Source organism: Pseudonocardia oceani, assembly GCF_019263585.2.
Classification (GTDB): Bacteria; Actinomycetota; Actinomycetes; order Mycobacteriales; family Pseudonocardiaceae; genus Pseudonocardia; species Pseudonocardia oceani.
Map to the genome: position 1 here is coordinate 1 of NZ_JADQDF010000001.1, position 13,716 is coordinate 13,716.

Sequence of the window (13,716 nt, forward strand, 5' to 3'; positions counted from 1 at the left end):
TCACGCCGTCGAGCAGCATGCGGGTCCTCCGGTCACAGGTCCGCCGCGGCCGCGGCGAACTGGGCGTTGTAGAGCGCGCAGTACGCACCCCGGGCGGCGAGCAGCTGCTCGTGCGTGCCCTGCTCGACGATCCGGCCCGCCTCCATCACGAGGATCAGGTCGGCGTCGCGGATCGTGGACAGGCGGTGGGCGATGACGAAGCTCGTGCGGGCGCTGCCCGAACCCGATCCACGCAGCGCCGCCATCGCCCGCTGCACCAGCACCTCGGTGCGGGTGTCGACCGAGCTGGTGGCCTCGTCGAGGATGAGCAGCGACGGGTCGGCGAGGAACGCGCGCGCGATCGTGATGAGCTGCTTCTCCCCCGCCGAGACGTTGGAGCCCTCCTCGTCGATCACGGTGTCGTAGCCGTCGGGCAGGCTGCGGACGAACCGGTCGACGTAGGTGGCGCGCGCCGCGTCGAGCACCTGCTCGGGCGTCGCCGACGGGTTGCCGTAGGCGATGTTGTCGCGGATCGTCCCGCCGAACAGCCACGTGTCCTGCAGGACCATCCCGATGCCGGAGCGCAGGTCGGCCCGCGCCATCGTCGCGATGTCGACGCCGTCGAGCGTGATCCGCCCGGCGTCGAGCTCGTAGAACCGCAGCACGAGGTTGACCAGCGTCGTCTTCCCCGCCCCGGTCGGGCCGACGATCGCGACGGTCTGGCCCGGCTCGGCGACGAGCGAGAGGTCCTCGATCAGCGGGGAGTCGGGCAGGTAGCGGAACCCGACGTGCTCGAACGCGACCCGCCCGCGGCGCTCCGTGCGCGTGGCCGGCACCGCCGGGTCGGGCGACTGCTCGGGGGCGTCGAGCAGCTCGAACACCCGCTCCGCCGACGCGACGCCGGACTGCAGCACGTTCGCCATCGACGCCGCCTGCGTCAGCGGCTGGGTGAACTGCCGCGAGTACTGGATGAACGCCTGCACGTCGCCCAGGCTCATCGTGCCCGAGGCGACCCGCAGCCCCCCGATGACGGCGACGACGACGTAGTTCAGGTTCCCGACGAACATCATCGCCGGCATGATGATCCCGCTGATGAACTGGGCGCGGAAGCTGGCGCCGAACAGGTCGTCGTTGCGCTCGGCGAACTGCCGCTCCACCTCCGCGGTCCGCCCGAACACGCGCACGAGCTCGTGGCCGGTGAAGGCCTCCTCGATCAGCCCGTTGAGCCGGCCGGTGTGGCGCCACTGCGCCACGAACTGCGGCTGCGACCGCTGCGTGATCGCCTTCGTCAGCCACAGCGAGACCGGGATCGTCACCAGGGCGACGAGGGTGAGCAGCGGCGACACCACGAACATCATCACCACCACCCCGATGACGGTGAGCAGCGACGTCAGCAGCTGGCTCAGCGTCTGCTGCAGGCTGGTGGAGACGTTGTCGATGTCGTTGGTGGCGCGGCTGAGCACCTCGCCGCGCTGCTGGGAGTCGACGTAGCGCAGCGGCAGCCGGTGGATCTTGTCCTCGACCTCGCGGCGCAGCTGGTAGATCGTGCGCTGGACGATGCCGTTGAGCAGGTAGCCCTGCGCGTAGCCGAACACCGATGCCGCGAGGTACAGCGCGATGACGGCGAGCAGCACCATCGACAGCGCGGTGAAATCGATCCCGGACCCGGGCACGATGTCCTGGACCGCGATGAGGTTGGCGGTCGTCGTGTCGCCCGCGGCGCGCGCGGACTCGGCAGCCTGCTCCGCGGTGACGCCCGCGGGCAGCGAGCGCCCGATGACCCCCGCGAAGATGACGTCGGTGGCCCGGCCCAGAAGCAGCGGCCCGATCACGTTGAGCGCGACGCTCACGACGCACAGCACCAGCACCGCGACGACGCCCGTGCGCTCGGGCGAGAGCCGGCGCGCGAGCCGCTTGACCGACGGCAGGAAGTCGGACGCCTTCTCCCCCGGCTGCCCGACCGCGCCCCACGGCGGACCGCCGCCCCGGCGCTGCGCGGCCATCCCGCGCGCCGCCTGGGCGGTCTCGGCGTCCTGCTCCGGCCCGCCCTGCTGGGGGCTCTCCTTCGCCGGCGCGCTCATGCCACGGCCTCCACGCTCAGCTGGGACTGCACGATCTCGACGTAGGTGGGACAGGTCTCGAGCAGCTCCTCGTGCCGCCCGACCCCGACGACGGCGCCGTCCTCCAGGACGACGATCCGGTCGGCGTCGGCGATCGTCGACACGCGCTGCGCGACGATCACCACCGTCGCCGCAGCGGTGACCGGCTTGAGCGCGGCGCGCAGGCGGGCGTCGGTGGCGAGGTCGAGCGCGGAGAACGAGTCGTCGAACAGGTAGATCTCCGGGCGCCGGACCAGCGCGCGGGCGATCGCGAGCCGCTGGCGCTGCCCGCCGGAGACGTTGGTGCCGCCCTGCGAGACCGGCGCGTCGAGCCCGCCCTCCATCTCGCGGACGAAGTCGGCGCCCTGCGCGATCTCCAGGGCCGCCCACAGCTCGTCGTCGGTGGCGTCGGGCTTGCCGTAGCGCAGGTTGCTCGCGACGGTGCCGGTGAACAGGTAGGGCCGCTGCGGCACCAGCCCGATCCGCGACCAGAGGACCTCCGGGTCCATCTCCCGGACGTCCACGCCGTCGACGGTGACCGCGCCCGCGGTGACGTCGAACAGCCTCGGCACCAGCGACAGCAGGGTCGTCTTGCCCGCTCCCGTGCTGCCGATCACCGCCGTCGTCTGCCCCGGCAGCGCCGTGACCGACACGTCCGACAGCACCGGCGCGGCGGCCCCCGGATACCGGAACCCCGCCCCGGCGAACTCGACGACGCCGTCGGTCCGCTCCGGGACCACGGTCTTCCGGGGCGGCCCGACGGACGAGTCGGTGTCGAGCACCTCGCCGATGCGGTCGGCGCACACGGCGGCGCGCGGGATCATGATCGCCATGAAGGTGGCCATCATGACGGCCATCAGGATCTGCAGGAGGTACTGCAGGAACGCGGTGAGCGCCCCGATCTGCATCTGGCCGGCGTCGATCCGCTCGGCGCCGAACCACAGCACCGCCACACTCGACACGTTGAGCACGAGCATGACGACGGGGAAGATCAGCGCCTGGAGCCGCCCGGCGCTGGTGGCGACGTCGGTGAGGTCGTGGTTGGCGCGGGCGAAGCGGTCGGTCTCGACCGGCTCGCGGACGAACGCGCGCACCACGCGGATGCCGGTGATCTGCTCGCGCAGGACGCGGTTGACCGCATCGATCCGGACCTGCATGACGCGGAACCGCGGCACCATCCGCACGATGATCAGCCCGATGGCGACGACGAGCACCGGCACGCAGACCGCCACCAGCCAGGACAGGCCGACGTCCTCGCGCAGCGCCATGAACACCCCGCCCACGCACATGATCGGCGCGGTGACGAGCATCGTGCACGACAGCAGCACGAGCATCTGCACCTGCTGGACGTCGTTCGTGGTGCGGGTGATCAGCGACGGGGCGCCGAAGCGGTTGAACTCGCGGGCGGAGAAGCCGCCGACGCGGTGGAACAGCGCGGCGCGCACGTCGGCGCCGAACCCCATGCCGGTGCGCGCGCCGAACCAGACGGCGGCGACCGAGCAGACGATCTGCACGAGCGTCACCAGCAGCATCCAACCGCCGGTCGTGACGATGTAGCCGGTGTCGCCCCGGGCGATGCCCTGGTCGATGATCGCGGCGTTGAGGCTGGGCAGGTAGAGCGCCGCCATCGTCCCCACGAACTGGAGGACGACGACCGCCAGCAGCGGGCGGCGGTAGGGCCGCAGGTACTCCCGCAGGAGCCGGATCAGCATGACGTGTCCTCGGTGGTGGTGGGGGCGGCGGCGAGGCCGTCGAGGAGGGTGCCGACGATCTCGTCGGCGGTGAGCGGCTGCCCGTCGCACAGGCGGGGGTGGGTGCCGGAGAGGGTGAGCAGGCGCAGCACGCGCGCGAACTCCGGGACGGGGACGCGCAGGGCGTCGCCGTCGGGACCGACGACGTCGGCGAGCGCCTCGGCGAACGCGGCGTTGAGCGCGCGGGGGTCGTGCGGCTCGGGCCCGGAGCCGGGCGGGCAGTGCTCGGGGTTGGCGGCGTGCAGGGCGTCGACGAGGCGGAAGACCTCCTCGAAGCGCTGCTGCAGGACGGTGACGGCGGCGACGAGCCGGGCGCGCAGCGGCAGCGAGCGGTCGACGCCGCCCAGGGCGCGCAGCGTGGGCGCCGGGTCGAGGGCCGCGGCGAACACGGCCCGGAGCAGCGCGTCCTTGTCGGGGAACGCCCGGAAGATGGTGCCCTCGGCGACGCCCGCGGCCTCCGCGATCTGCCGCGTGCTCACGGCGAGCCCGTGCTCGCGGACGAGCGGGAGCGTGGCGTCGACCAGTGCCCGCCTGCGGTCCTCCGGCGCGAGCCTGCGGGCGCGGGAACGGGCGGCGGTCACTCCGCCAGCCTAACTGAGCGCGTACTCACCAACCACCCGATATCGGTGTTGGTCTTCCGGCATCCGGAAAGACCGTTCGTCTCGCGAGCGGTCGCCGTCACGCTCGATCCACACACGACGACACGACGACACGACGGAGTGCCGCATGAGCGTGCGAGAAGCCCTCGACGACGGACCGATGACCCGCTTCCGCTGGGGCATCGTGGCCGTCTGCGTCCTGCTCAACATGATCGACGGTTTCGACGTGCTGGTCATGGCGTTCACCGCCGCGTCGGTCACGGCGGAGTGGGGGCTGACCGGCGCCCAGACCGGGCTGCTGCTCTCGGCCGGGCTGGTCGGGATGGCGCTCGGGTCGCTGCTCGTGGCGCCGTGGGCCGACCGGATCGGGCGCCGGCCGGTCATCCTCGGCTGCCTGGCCGTGGCGAGCGCGGCGATGCTGCTGTCCTCGGCCGCTCAGGGCCCGGTGCAGCTCGGGCTGCTGCGGGTCGTCACCGGTGTCGGCATCGGCGGCATCCTGGCCAGCAGCAACGTCATCGCCTCGGAGTACGCCAACCGGCGCTGGCGCGGGTTCGCCGTCAGCCTCAACTCCACCGGCTACGCGCTCGGCGCCACCCTCGGCGGCGTCGTCGCGGCCGTGCTGATCGGCGGCCAGGGCTGGCGGGCGGTGTTCCTGTTCGGCGGCGTGGTGACGCTGGTGGCGATCCCGCTGGTGTTCTGGCGCCTGCCCGAGTCGGTCGACTTCCTGCTCAGCCGCCGTCCGGTCGGCGCGCTCGACCGCGTCAACGCCCTCGCCGCCCGGATGGGCCTGCCCGTCCAGGACCGGCTGCCCGACGCCACCGGTGCGCCCGGCGGGGTCGGCGCGGGGTTCCGCGCGCTGCTCTCGCCCGCGCTGCGGCGCACCACGCTCGTGCTGTGGGCCGTGTTCTTCGGCGTCATGGCCGGCTTCTACTTCGTGACGAGCTGGACGCCCACGCTGCTCGTCGAGGCCGGGCTGACGCCGGGACAAGGCATCGCGGGCGGCACGCTGCTCAACGTCGGCGGCATCTTCGGCGCCGCGCTGCTGGGCCTGCTCGCCACCCGGTTCGCGCTGCGGTCGGTGCTGATCGGCTACCTCCTCGTCACCGCCGCCCTGCTCGCGGTGTTCATCGCCTCGACGTCCTCGCTCGCGGTCGCACTGGCGCTGGGCGCGCTGATCGGCCTGTTCGTCAACGGCTGCGTCGCCGGCATCTACGCCCTGACCCCCGGGGTCTACGACGCCGGCGTCCGCACCACCGGCGTCGGCACGGCGCTGGGCATCGGGCGCGCCGGCGCGATCCTCGCCCCCGCGCTCGCCGGGATCTTCCTCGACGCGGGCGCGACCCCGCAGAACCTCTACCTGGTCGTCGGCGCGGTCTTCGTCGCCGTCGCCGCCGTCCTCACCCTGCTGCCGGCCGCCGCGCCGGTCGCCACCCCCACCAAGGAGCTGACGTGATCGTCCAGGACCAGTGGTACGTGGCCGCCTACGGCCGCGAGATCCGCCACGAGCTGTTCTCCCGCACCGTGTGCGGCGAGTCGATCCTGTTCTGGCGGACGGAGGCGGGCGAGGTCACCGCGATGTCCGACCGCTGCGTGCACCGCCGCTTCCCGCTGTCGCAGGCGCCGACGCGGCTCGTGGGCGACCAGGTCGTCTGCGGCTACCATGGCTTCACCTACGGGGCCGACGGCGGCTGCGTCGCGGTGCCCGGCCAGACCCGCGTGCCGCGCACGGCGCGCCTGCGCTCCTACCCCGTCGTCGAGCAGGACTCGTTCGTCTGGGTGTTCATCGGCGACCCCGACCGCGCCGCCACCACCCGCATCCCGCGCGCGCCGTGGCTCGCCGACCCGGAGTGGACGACGGTCTCGGGCATGGAGCCCCTCGCCGCCCGCGCCGGGCTGCTCGTGGACAACCTGCTCGACCTCTCCCACGAGACCTACCTGCACGGCGGCTACATCGGCACGCCCGAGGTGGCCGGCACGCCGATCACCACCGAGGTCGACGACGAGGCCGGCGTCGTCCGCGTCACCCGGCACATGGACGACGCCGAGTGCCCGCCCTTCTACTCCCGCTCCACCGGCCTGACCGGGCGGATCGCGCGCTGGCAGGACATCGAGTACACGCCGCCGTGCCTGTACCTGCTGCACAGCCGGATCGCGCCGGTCGGGTCGGTGCCCCGACCTGCCGAGAACGGTGTGGCTGGGAGCGACCCCGATGCGTTCCACGTCGAGGTCGTCTACGCGATCACGCCGGAGACCGAGAACTCCACGCACGACTTCTGGGCCGTCGCCCGCGACTTCGCCCGCGACGACCAGCAGGTCTCGGACTTCCTCGCCGAGCAGAACCGCACCGTCGTCCTGCAGGACGTCGAGGCGCTCGACGTCCTGGAGCGCGTGATCGCGACCGAGCCGGCGGGCTACCAGGAGCTGTCGATCAACATCGACACCGGCGGTCTCGCGGCCCGGCGGATGCTGGAGAAGCTCGCCGGGGCCGCCGGGGCGGTGCGCGCCTGATGGCGGGTGTGGTCCGGGTCGTCTGGGTGCCCGGCAGCGACCGCCTGCGCGGGGTCTGCCACTGCGGCGCCGAGCACCTCGCCGAGGGACCGGTGCAGGTGTGGGAGTGGCTGCTCGCGCACCCGGTCGGCCACGGCGACGAGGTGCCGGCGGCGCCCGAGCTGGTGGGGGCGAGGGCGTGATCGAGCTCGTCGTCGACGACCGGTCCGAGGTGGCCGACGGGGTGGTCGCGCTGCGGCTGCGCGACCCGTCCGGCGCCGAGCTGCCCGCGTGGGAGCCCGGCGCGCACGTCGACCTGGTGCTCAAGGACGACCTGGTGCGGCAGTACTCGCTGTGCGGGGACCCGGCCGACCGCACGTCGTGGCGCGTCGCCGTGCTGCGCGAGCCCGACGGGCGGGGTGGCTCGTCGTTCGTCCACGACACCCTGCGCGCGGGCGACACCGTACGCGTCGACGGCCCGCGCAACCACTTCGCGCTCGAACCGGCGCAGCGCTACGTCTTCGTCGCCGGGGGCATCGGGATCACCCCGATCCTGCCGATGCTCGACGCCGCCACGGCCGCCGGCGCGCAGTGGCGGCTGCTCTACGGGGGGCGCACCGCCGCCTCGATGGCCTTCGCCGACGACCTGCGCGCCGCGCACGGCGACCGCGTCGAGCTCCGCCCGCAGGACGAGCACGGCCTGCTCGACCTCGACGGGCTCGACGCCGAGGGGACGCTCGTCTACTGCTGCGGGCCGCCTCCCCTGCTCGCCGCCGTCGAGGCGCGCTGTGCGCAGGCGCGCGTGGAGCGGTTCGCGGCGGTCGCCGTCGACGGGCCGGTGGGGGCGTTCGAGGTGGAGCTCGCGAGCTCGGGGACGACGCTGGCCGTGCCGGCCGACCGCTCGGTGCTCGAGGTGCTGGAGGACGCGGGGGTCGGGATCCTGTCGTCGTGCCGCGAGGGCACCTGCGGCACGTGCGAGACCGGCGTGCTGTCGGGCGAGGTCGACCACCGCGACGCCCTGCTCACCGCCGACGAGCGGGCGGCGCACGACACGATGTTCGTGTGCGTGTCCCGCGCCGCGTGCGCGAGACTCGTGCTCGATCTCTGAGAGCCGCAGGAGGTGGGGCCGGTGACCCGTCCCGGTCCGGTGCTCGCCCGCGGGCTGCGGCTGCTCGGCGCGTTCTCCGCCGAGCACCCCGCGCAGACCCTCTCGGAGCTGGCGCGCCGCGCCGACCTGCCCGTCTCGACCGCGCACCGGCTCGCGGGCGAGCTCGTCGGCTGGGGCGCGCTGGAGCGCGGCGACGACGGGCGGTTCCGCGTCGGGCTGCGGCTGTGGGAGGTGGCGGCGCTGGCCCCCCGCGGGTCGGCGCTGCGCGAGCGGGCCCTGCCGTTCCTGGAGGACCTCAGCCAGATCACGCGCGAGAACGTGCAGCTCGCGGTGCGCGAGGGCGTCGAGGTGGTGTTCGTCGAGCGGATCGCCGGGTCCGGCGCGGTGCCGGTGCTCACGCGGGTGGGCGGGCGGTTCGCGCCCACCGCCACCGGCGTCGGACTGGTGCTGCTCGCGCACGCGCCGGCGGAGGTGCAGGAGGAGGCGCTGGCCGGGCCGGTCGAGCGCTACACCCCGCACACCGTCACCGACCCGCGGACGCTGCGCGGCATGCTCGCCGACGTGCGGAGCAACGGCTTCGCGGTGAGCGACCGGCAGGTCACCGACGACGCGCTGTCGGTCGCGGCGCCGGTGCACGACGGGCGCGGTGCCGTGGTGGCGGCCGTGTCGCTGGTCGTGCGCCACGGGAGCGCGTCGCCGCTCGCGCTGGCCCCGCTGGTGCGCACGAGCGCCCGCGCGATCGGGCGGGCGCTGGGCTGAGCTCCACAGTGGCCGCGCAGCGCCGACCGTGCCGCCCACGACCTTCTCGATCGCTATCAATCGCCCACACCGGACGGCCGTACTCGGCCGGACACCGTAACCGGATGTGTCACCCGGACGAGTGGCACGACCAGCGGTCCACTCCGGGCGATCAGCGGCAATGCGCTGAAAGAGTGACTCTCGGTGAACGGTCGCCCAACATCTAGCGACAACGGACGAGTAGGTCCACGATCGGGTCTCCCCGCCGCTCCACCTCTCACCACCCCTCGGAAGGCCCCCGACCGTGGATCCGCTCGCTTCCCCCCGACGTCGGTCCCGTCCGGCGCACGCGATCTCCGTCGCCGACCTGCTGTGCCGGTACTCCCCGCCGGCCGGCGCCGTGCCACGCCCCGCGAGCCCGCCCGGTGAGCCCGTCGCGGTGTCGGCGCTCCTGCGGCGCGAGGGGCGTGCCCGCCGCGCGCTCGACCGCCCGCTGGTCCCGCGCGGCCACTCCCGTCCCGAGCCGGAGCCCGCCTCCGAGGTGCACCCGGTGCGCGCCGTCCGCAAGGTGTCCGCGGCCGCGGGCGCGATGTTCGTCGTCGGCGCGCTGTTCGGCGCCACCTCGCTGGAGGAGGCGCTGCTGCTGCCCTCCCCCGAGGCCGACGCCGAGGAGTCCGAGGCCACCGCGGACGGGTCGGGCACCGGCTCGGAGACCGCGCGGCCCGGCCTGCTCGAGCCCGGGATCGCGCTCGCCGCCGCGGGCCTGCCCGCCGCGCTGTCCGCCGTCGACACCGCCCCGGTGAGCGGCGCCGACATCGGCCGCTCCGCGCTGGCGCCGACCACAGGCCTCCCCGCGGCCGGCCTTCCCGCAGCCGGTCTCCCGGTCGCCGGTCCGGCGCTGCCCGGCGTCCCGGCCGCTCCCGGTGCGCCCGGCGGCCCCGCCGCTCCGGGTACGCCCACCGGCCCGGCGGTCCCCGGCGACCCGGGCACCGCCGTTCCCGGTCCCACCGGCCCGGGCGCGGTCGACCCGGGTGCGGGCGGTCCGGGTGCCCCCGGTGTCGTCGACCCGGGCACGGGCGGCCCCGGCGCCGGTCCGGGCACCCCCGCCGACCCCGGCACCGCGCCCACCGCGCCGGTCGTCACCGTGCCGCTGCCCGACGTCGCGACCCCGGAGGTCGAGGTCCCCGGGATCACGCTGCCGCCCACCCCGGTCGGCCCGGTCACGACCCCGCCGGTCACCGTCGGCGAGGTGGAGGTCGTCACCCCTGACCTCGGTGTGGTCGTGGACGAGGGGGGCATCGGGGTCGGCACCACCGACACCGTCGTCGACCTCCCGGACGCCGCGGTCGGGCAGGTCGACGTCGGCCCGGTCGGGCTGGGCACCACGTCGGCGACGCTGCCGGGCCTCACCGTCGAGAGCGCCGAGGTGGTGCGGCTCGGGCCCGAGCCGGAGATCACGGTGCCGTCGCTGGGCCTGTCGGCCACGACCATCGAGACGCCCGCCCTGGAGCTCGGCGACACGGAGGTCCTCGACCTGCCCGACGTCGAGCTGCCCGAGATCCGGACGGCCGAGGTGCCGGTGCTGGGCACCGTCACCGGGCTGCTGGGCGGCGGGTCCGGATCGGACTCGTCCTCGTCCTCCCCCGAGTCCTCCCCCGAGTCCTCCCCCGAGTCCTCGTCGGACGGCTCCGGTTCGGACTCGTCCTCGGGCTCCGGGTCCGATGGCGACTCCGGCTCCGGCGACTCCGGCTCCGGCGACTCCGGCTCCGGCGACTCCGGTTCGGACTCCGGCGACCTCCTCGGGGCCGTGCCGGTCGTCGGCGGCCTGCTGGGCTGACCGCGCGGCGCGCTGCCGGGTCGTGCGGGCCCGGCAGCGCGCCGCGGCTCAGGGCAGCAGTGCCGCGGGGACGTCCACGATGCGGCTGCGCAGGTACTCCCCCAGCCCCTTGGCCTGCGGGTCCGGCCGCGCGGTCGACGCCACGCCGGCCCCGAGCAGGCCGTGCACGACGACGTTGATCGCGCGCAGCGCGGGCAGCTCGTAGCGCTCGATGCGCAGGTCGGCGGCCTCCGGGCCGAGCAGCTCGCGCAGGCGCTCGACGGTGAGGTGGGCGCGCAGCCAGGCGTGGCCGGCGTCGTCGCGTGCCCACAGGCCGACGTTGGCGTCACCGCCCTTGTCGCCCGAGCGCGCGCCGCACACCGCTCCCAGCGGGGCGCGGACGGTCGGGCCGTCCGGCACCGCCGCCGCCGGGTGCTCCGGCGGCGCGGGCACCGGGCCGGTGGGCGGATCGGCCACGACGCTGCGGGTGCCGTCGGGCAGGACCACGACCTGCTCGACGGCCGAGCGCGGCACCGCGGCGGGCCGGTAGATCCCGTACGCCGACTCCGACGTCGGCGGCGTCGTCGTGTGGAACCCGGCGTAACCCGCCAGTGCCAGCTCCATCGCGGCGCCGGAGAACGCGCGGCCGACGACGCGCGGGTCGGGATCCATGACGGTGACCTTGAGGTGCGCGGTGGCGAGCGCGTTCTCGGGGGCGTCGGCGGTGTCGTGGCGGAGCAGCCGGACGTCGGTGGTGGCGAAGCGCTCGCGCCCGCCCAGCAGGTCGAACAGCATCGCCTCGCAGCGCGCCGCCTTGGCCTCGATGTCGAGGCCGGTGAGCACGAACGTCATGGTGTTGCGGAAGCCGCCGGCGTCGTTGAGCGCGACCTTCAGCGTCTCCGGCGGCGCGCTGCCCCGCACGCCCGAGATCATGACGCGGTGCCCGCCGTCCTGGGTGAGCACGGCGGTGTCCAGGTGCGTGGTGACGTCCGGGCCGAGGTAGGCGGGCTCGGCGATCTCGTAGAGGAGCTGCGCGGTGACCGTGCCGACCGATACCAGCCCGCCCGTGTCCGGGTGCTTCGTGATCACCGACGACCCGTCGGCGGCGACCTCGGCGATCGGGAAGCCGGGGTAGCGCAGGTCGGTGATCTCGTCGAGGAAGGGGTAGTTGCCGCCCGTCGCCTGCGGGCCGCACTCGATGACGTGGCCGGCCGCGACGGCGCCGGCGAGGCGGTCCCAGTCCTCGCGGCACCAGCCGTGCCACCAGGCCGCGGGGCCGACCACCAGCGAGGCGTCGGTGACGCGCCCGGTGACGACGACGTCCGCGCCCGCGGCCAACGCCTCCGCGATGCCCCAGCCGCCGAGGTAGGCGTTGGCCGACACCGGCTTGCCCACGACCGGCGGAGTGATCGCGGTGAGGTCGCCGCGCAGGTCGTCGCCCTCGACGTGGGCGACGGCGACGGTGAGGCCGAGCCGCTCGGCGAGCGCGCGGATCGCGTCGGCGAGGCCGGCGGCGTTGAGCCCTCCCGCGTTGGCGACGATCTTGATCCCGCGCTCCAGGCAGGTGCCGAGCACGTCCTCGACCTGCGTGAGGAACGTCTTCGCATAGCCGACCGACGGGTCCTTGGCCTGCGACTTGGCGAGGATGAGCATCGTCAGCTCGGCGAGGTAGTCGCCGCACAGGACGTCGATCGGGCCTCCCTCGACCATCTCGCGCGCCGCCGTGATGCGGTCGCCGTAGAAGCCCGAGCAGTTGCCGATGATCACCGGTCGCGTCACCGTCGCACCGTAGGCGATGACATTGTCGGGGGTCGATGCGAACATTTGTTCGTGCCCGAGCCACCGCCCGACGACGCCACCGTGCTGCACGCCGACCTCGACGCGTTCTACGCGTCGGTCGAGCAGCGCGACGACCGGCGGCTGCGCGGGCGCCCGGTGATCGTCGGCGGCGGGGTGGTGCTGGCCTGCAGCTACGAGGCGAAGGCCCGGGGCGTGCGCACGGCGATGAACGGGCGGCAGGCGCGCGCGCTGTGCCCGCAGGCGATCGTGGTGCCGCCGCGGATGGCGGCCTACTCGCAGGCCAGCAAGGACGTGTTCGCGGTGTTCCGCGACACCACACCGCTGGTCGAGGGCATCTCGATCGACGAGGCGTTCCTCGAGGTCGGCGGCCTGCGGCGGATCGCGGGGGCGCCGGTCGACATCGCGGCGCGGCTGCGCGAGCGCGTCGCGCGGGAGGTGGGGCTGCCGATCACGGTCGGCGTCGCGCGCACGAAGTTCCTGGCCAAGGTGGCCAGCGGCGTGGCCAAGCCCGACGGGCTGCTGCGCGTCGCGCCCGAGGGCGAGCTCGCGTTCCTGCACCCGCTGCCGGTGCGGCGGCTCTGGGGCGTCGGCGCCGTCACCACGGAGAAGCTGCACGCGATGGGCATCCGCACGGTCGGCGAGGTGGCGGCCGTCGGCGAGGCCGCGCTCGTGTCGATGCTCGGGCCGGCCGGCGGGCGGCACCTGCACGCGCTGGCCCACAACCGCGACCCCCGCCCGGTGCGCCCCACCGAACGGCGGCGCTCGATCGGCTCCCAGCAGGCGCTGGGCCGCCGCCAACGCACCGACGAGGAGCTCGACGCGCTGCTCGCGGGCACGCTCGACCGCCTGGGCCGGCGCCTGCGCGGCGGGCAGCGGGTGAGCCGCACGGTGGTGCTGCGGCTGCGCTTCGGCGACTTCTCCCGCGCCACCCGCTCCCACACGCTGCCCGAGGCCACCGCCCACACCGCCACCCTGCTCTCGGCCGCCCGTGAGCTCCTGGCCGCCGCGCTGCCGATGATCCGCGAGCGCGGCCTCACGCTGCTCGGGGTGTCGCTGGGCAACCTCACCGACGACGACGCCGTCCAGCTCGCCCTGCCCTTCGACCGCGCGGCGGGCGCAGGGCTCGACTCCACCCTCGACGACCTGCGCGCCCGCTTCGGCGCCCGCTCGGTCACCCGCGGCACCCTCCTGCACACCCGCGCCCCGCTGGAGGTGCCGCTGCTGCCCGACGGACCTTGAGCACCCGCCCGCCGCCGACCTCCGGCGCGGCGGACGCGACCTGCGCGCCGGAAGGCGGCTGGGCCGACAGCCCGGGACCGCAGGCCCCGGACCGGCGGGC

11 protein-coding genes are annotated in these 13,716 nt (G+C 74.7%); 7 read left to right on the plus strand and 4 right to left on the minus strand.

Going from position 1 to position 13,716, the window contains the following annotated elements:
• Positions 1–32 precede the first annotated feature (32 nt).
• Genes I4I82_RS00005 through I4I82_RS00015 form a run of 3 tightly spaced genes read right to left on the minus strand, consistent with a single transcriptional unit; the run spans position 33 to position 4,410 of the window.
• Positions 33–2,060, minus strand: a complete 2,028-nt coding sequence (locus I4I82_RS00005) for an ABC transporter ATP-binding protein (protein ID WP_372451527.1) — start codon at positions 2,058–2,060, stop codon at positions 33–35.
• Positions 2,057–3,790 (minus strand): ABC transporter ATP-binding protein, encoded by a 1,734-nt coding sequence (locus tag I4I82_RS00010; protein ID WP_218592849.1) that lies wholly within the window; start codon positions 3,788–3,790, stop codon positions 2,057–2,059. The genes I4I82_RS00005 and I4I82_RS00010 overlap by 4 nt, the downstream gene beginning before the upstream one ends.
• On the minus strand, positions 3,784–4,410 hold the full coding sequence (locus I4I82_RS00015; RefSeq protein ID WP_218592850.1) for a TetR/AcrR family transcriptional regulator: 627 nt from the start codon (positions 4,408–4,410) through the stop codon (positions 3,784–3,786). Before I4I82_RS00015 ends, I4I82_RS00010 begins: the two co-directional genes overlap by 7 nt.
• Before the next feature lie 145 nt (positions 4,411–4,555).
• On the opposite strand from I4I82_RS00015, the gene I4I82_RS00020 reads away from it, so the two are divergent.
• The 6 genes from I4I82_RS00020 to I4I82_RS00045 all read left to right on the plus strand — a co-directional run bounded on the left by I4I82_RS00020 (position 4,556) and on the right by I4I82_RS00045 (position 10,598).
• Positions 4,556–5,881, plus strand: a complete 1,326-nt coding sequence (locus tag I4I82_RS00020; RefSeq protein WP_218592851.1) for an MFS transporter — start codon at positions 4,556–4,558, stop codon at positions 5,879–5,881.
• Complete coding sequence (locus I4I82_RS00025; protein WP_218592852.1) at positions 5,878–6,936, plus strand: Rieske 2Fe-2S domain-containing protein; 1,059 nt, start codon at positions 5,878–5,880, stop codon at positions 6,934–6,936. Before I4I82_RS00020 ends, I4I82_RS00025 begins: the two co-directional genes overlap by 4 nt.
• Positions 6,936–7,118 (plus strand): hypothetical protein, encoded by a 183-nt coding sequence (locus I4I82_RS00030; protein ID WP_218592853.1) that lies wholly within the window; start codon positions 6,936–6,938, stop codon positions 7,116–7,118. Before I4I82_RS00025 ends, I4I82_RS00030 begins: the two co-directional genes overlap by 1 nt.
• Positions 7,115–8,023 (plus strand): PDR/VanB family oxidoreductase, encoded by a 909-nt coding sequence (locus I4I82_RS00035; protein WP_218592854.1) that lies wholly within the window; start codon positions 7,115–7,117, stop codon positions 8,021–8,023. Before I4I82_RS00030 ends, I4I82_RS00035 begins: the two co-directional genes overlap by 4 nt.
• A gap of 21 nt (positions 8,024–8,044) precedes the next feature.
• Positions 8,045–8,782, plus strand: coding sequence for an IclR family transcriptional regulator (locus tag I4I82_RS00040; RefSeq protein WP_226369799.1), 738 nt, complete (start codon positions 8,045–8,047; stop codon positions 8,780–8,782).
• A gap of 283 nt (positions 8,783–9,065) precedes the next feature.
• Positions 9,066–10,598 carry a hypothetical protein gene (locus I4I82_RS00045; RefSeq protein ID WP_218594968.1) on the plus strand — a complete coding sequence of 511 codons (1,533 nt, stop codon included), beginning with the start codon at positions 9,066–9,068 and terminating at the stop codon, positions 10,596–10,598.
• 48 nt (positions 10,599–10,646) lie between these two features.
• Here the strand turns inward: I4I82_RS00045 and I4I82_RS00050 are convergent, their stop codons facing one another.
• Entirely contained in the window at positions 10,647–12,401 is a 1,755-nt protein-coding gene (locus tag I4I82_RS00050) for an acyclic terpene utilization AtuA family protein (RefSeq protein WP_218594373.1), read from the minus strand.
• On the opposite strand from I4I82_RS00050, the gene dinB reads away from it, so the two are divergent.
• Positions 12,402–13,616 carry a DNA polymerase IV gene (gene dinB / locus I4I82_RS00055; protein WP_372451491.1) on the plus strand — a complete coding sequence of 405 codons (1,215 nt, stop codon included), beginning with the start codon at positions 12,402–12,404 and terminating at the stop codon, positions 13,614–13,616.
• Positions 13,617–13,716 lie beyond the last annotated feature (100 nt).

What these genes read in the sequence shown, in the direction of transcription:
- I4I82_RS00030 (WP_218592853.1), top strand. Translation starts at nt 6,936, where the DNA reads ATGGCGGGTGTGGTCCGGGTCGTCTGGGTGCCCGGCAGCGACCGCCTG.
- I4I82_RS00020 (WP_218592851.1), top strand. Translation starts at nt 4,556, where the DNA reads ATGAGCGTGCGAGAAGCCCTCGACGACGGACCGATGACCCGCTTCCGC.
- I4I82_RS00005 (WP_372451527.1), bottom strand. Translation starts at nt 2,060, where the DNA reads ATGAGCGCGCCGGCGAAGGAGAGCCCCCAGCAGGGCGGGCCGGAGCAG.
- I4I82_RS00050 (WP_218594373.1), bottom strand. Translation starts at nt 12,401, where the DNA reads ATGTTCGCATCGACCCCCGACAATGTCATCGCCTACGGTGCGACGGTG.
- I4I82_RS00010 (WP_218592849.1), bottom strand. Translation starts at nt 3,790, where the DNA reads ATGCTGATCCGGCTCCTGCGGGAGTACCTGCGGCCCTACCGCCGCCCG.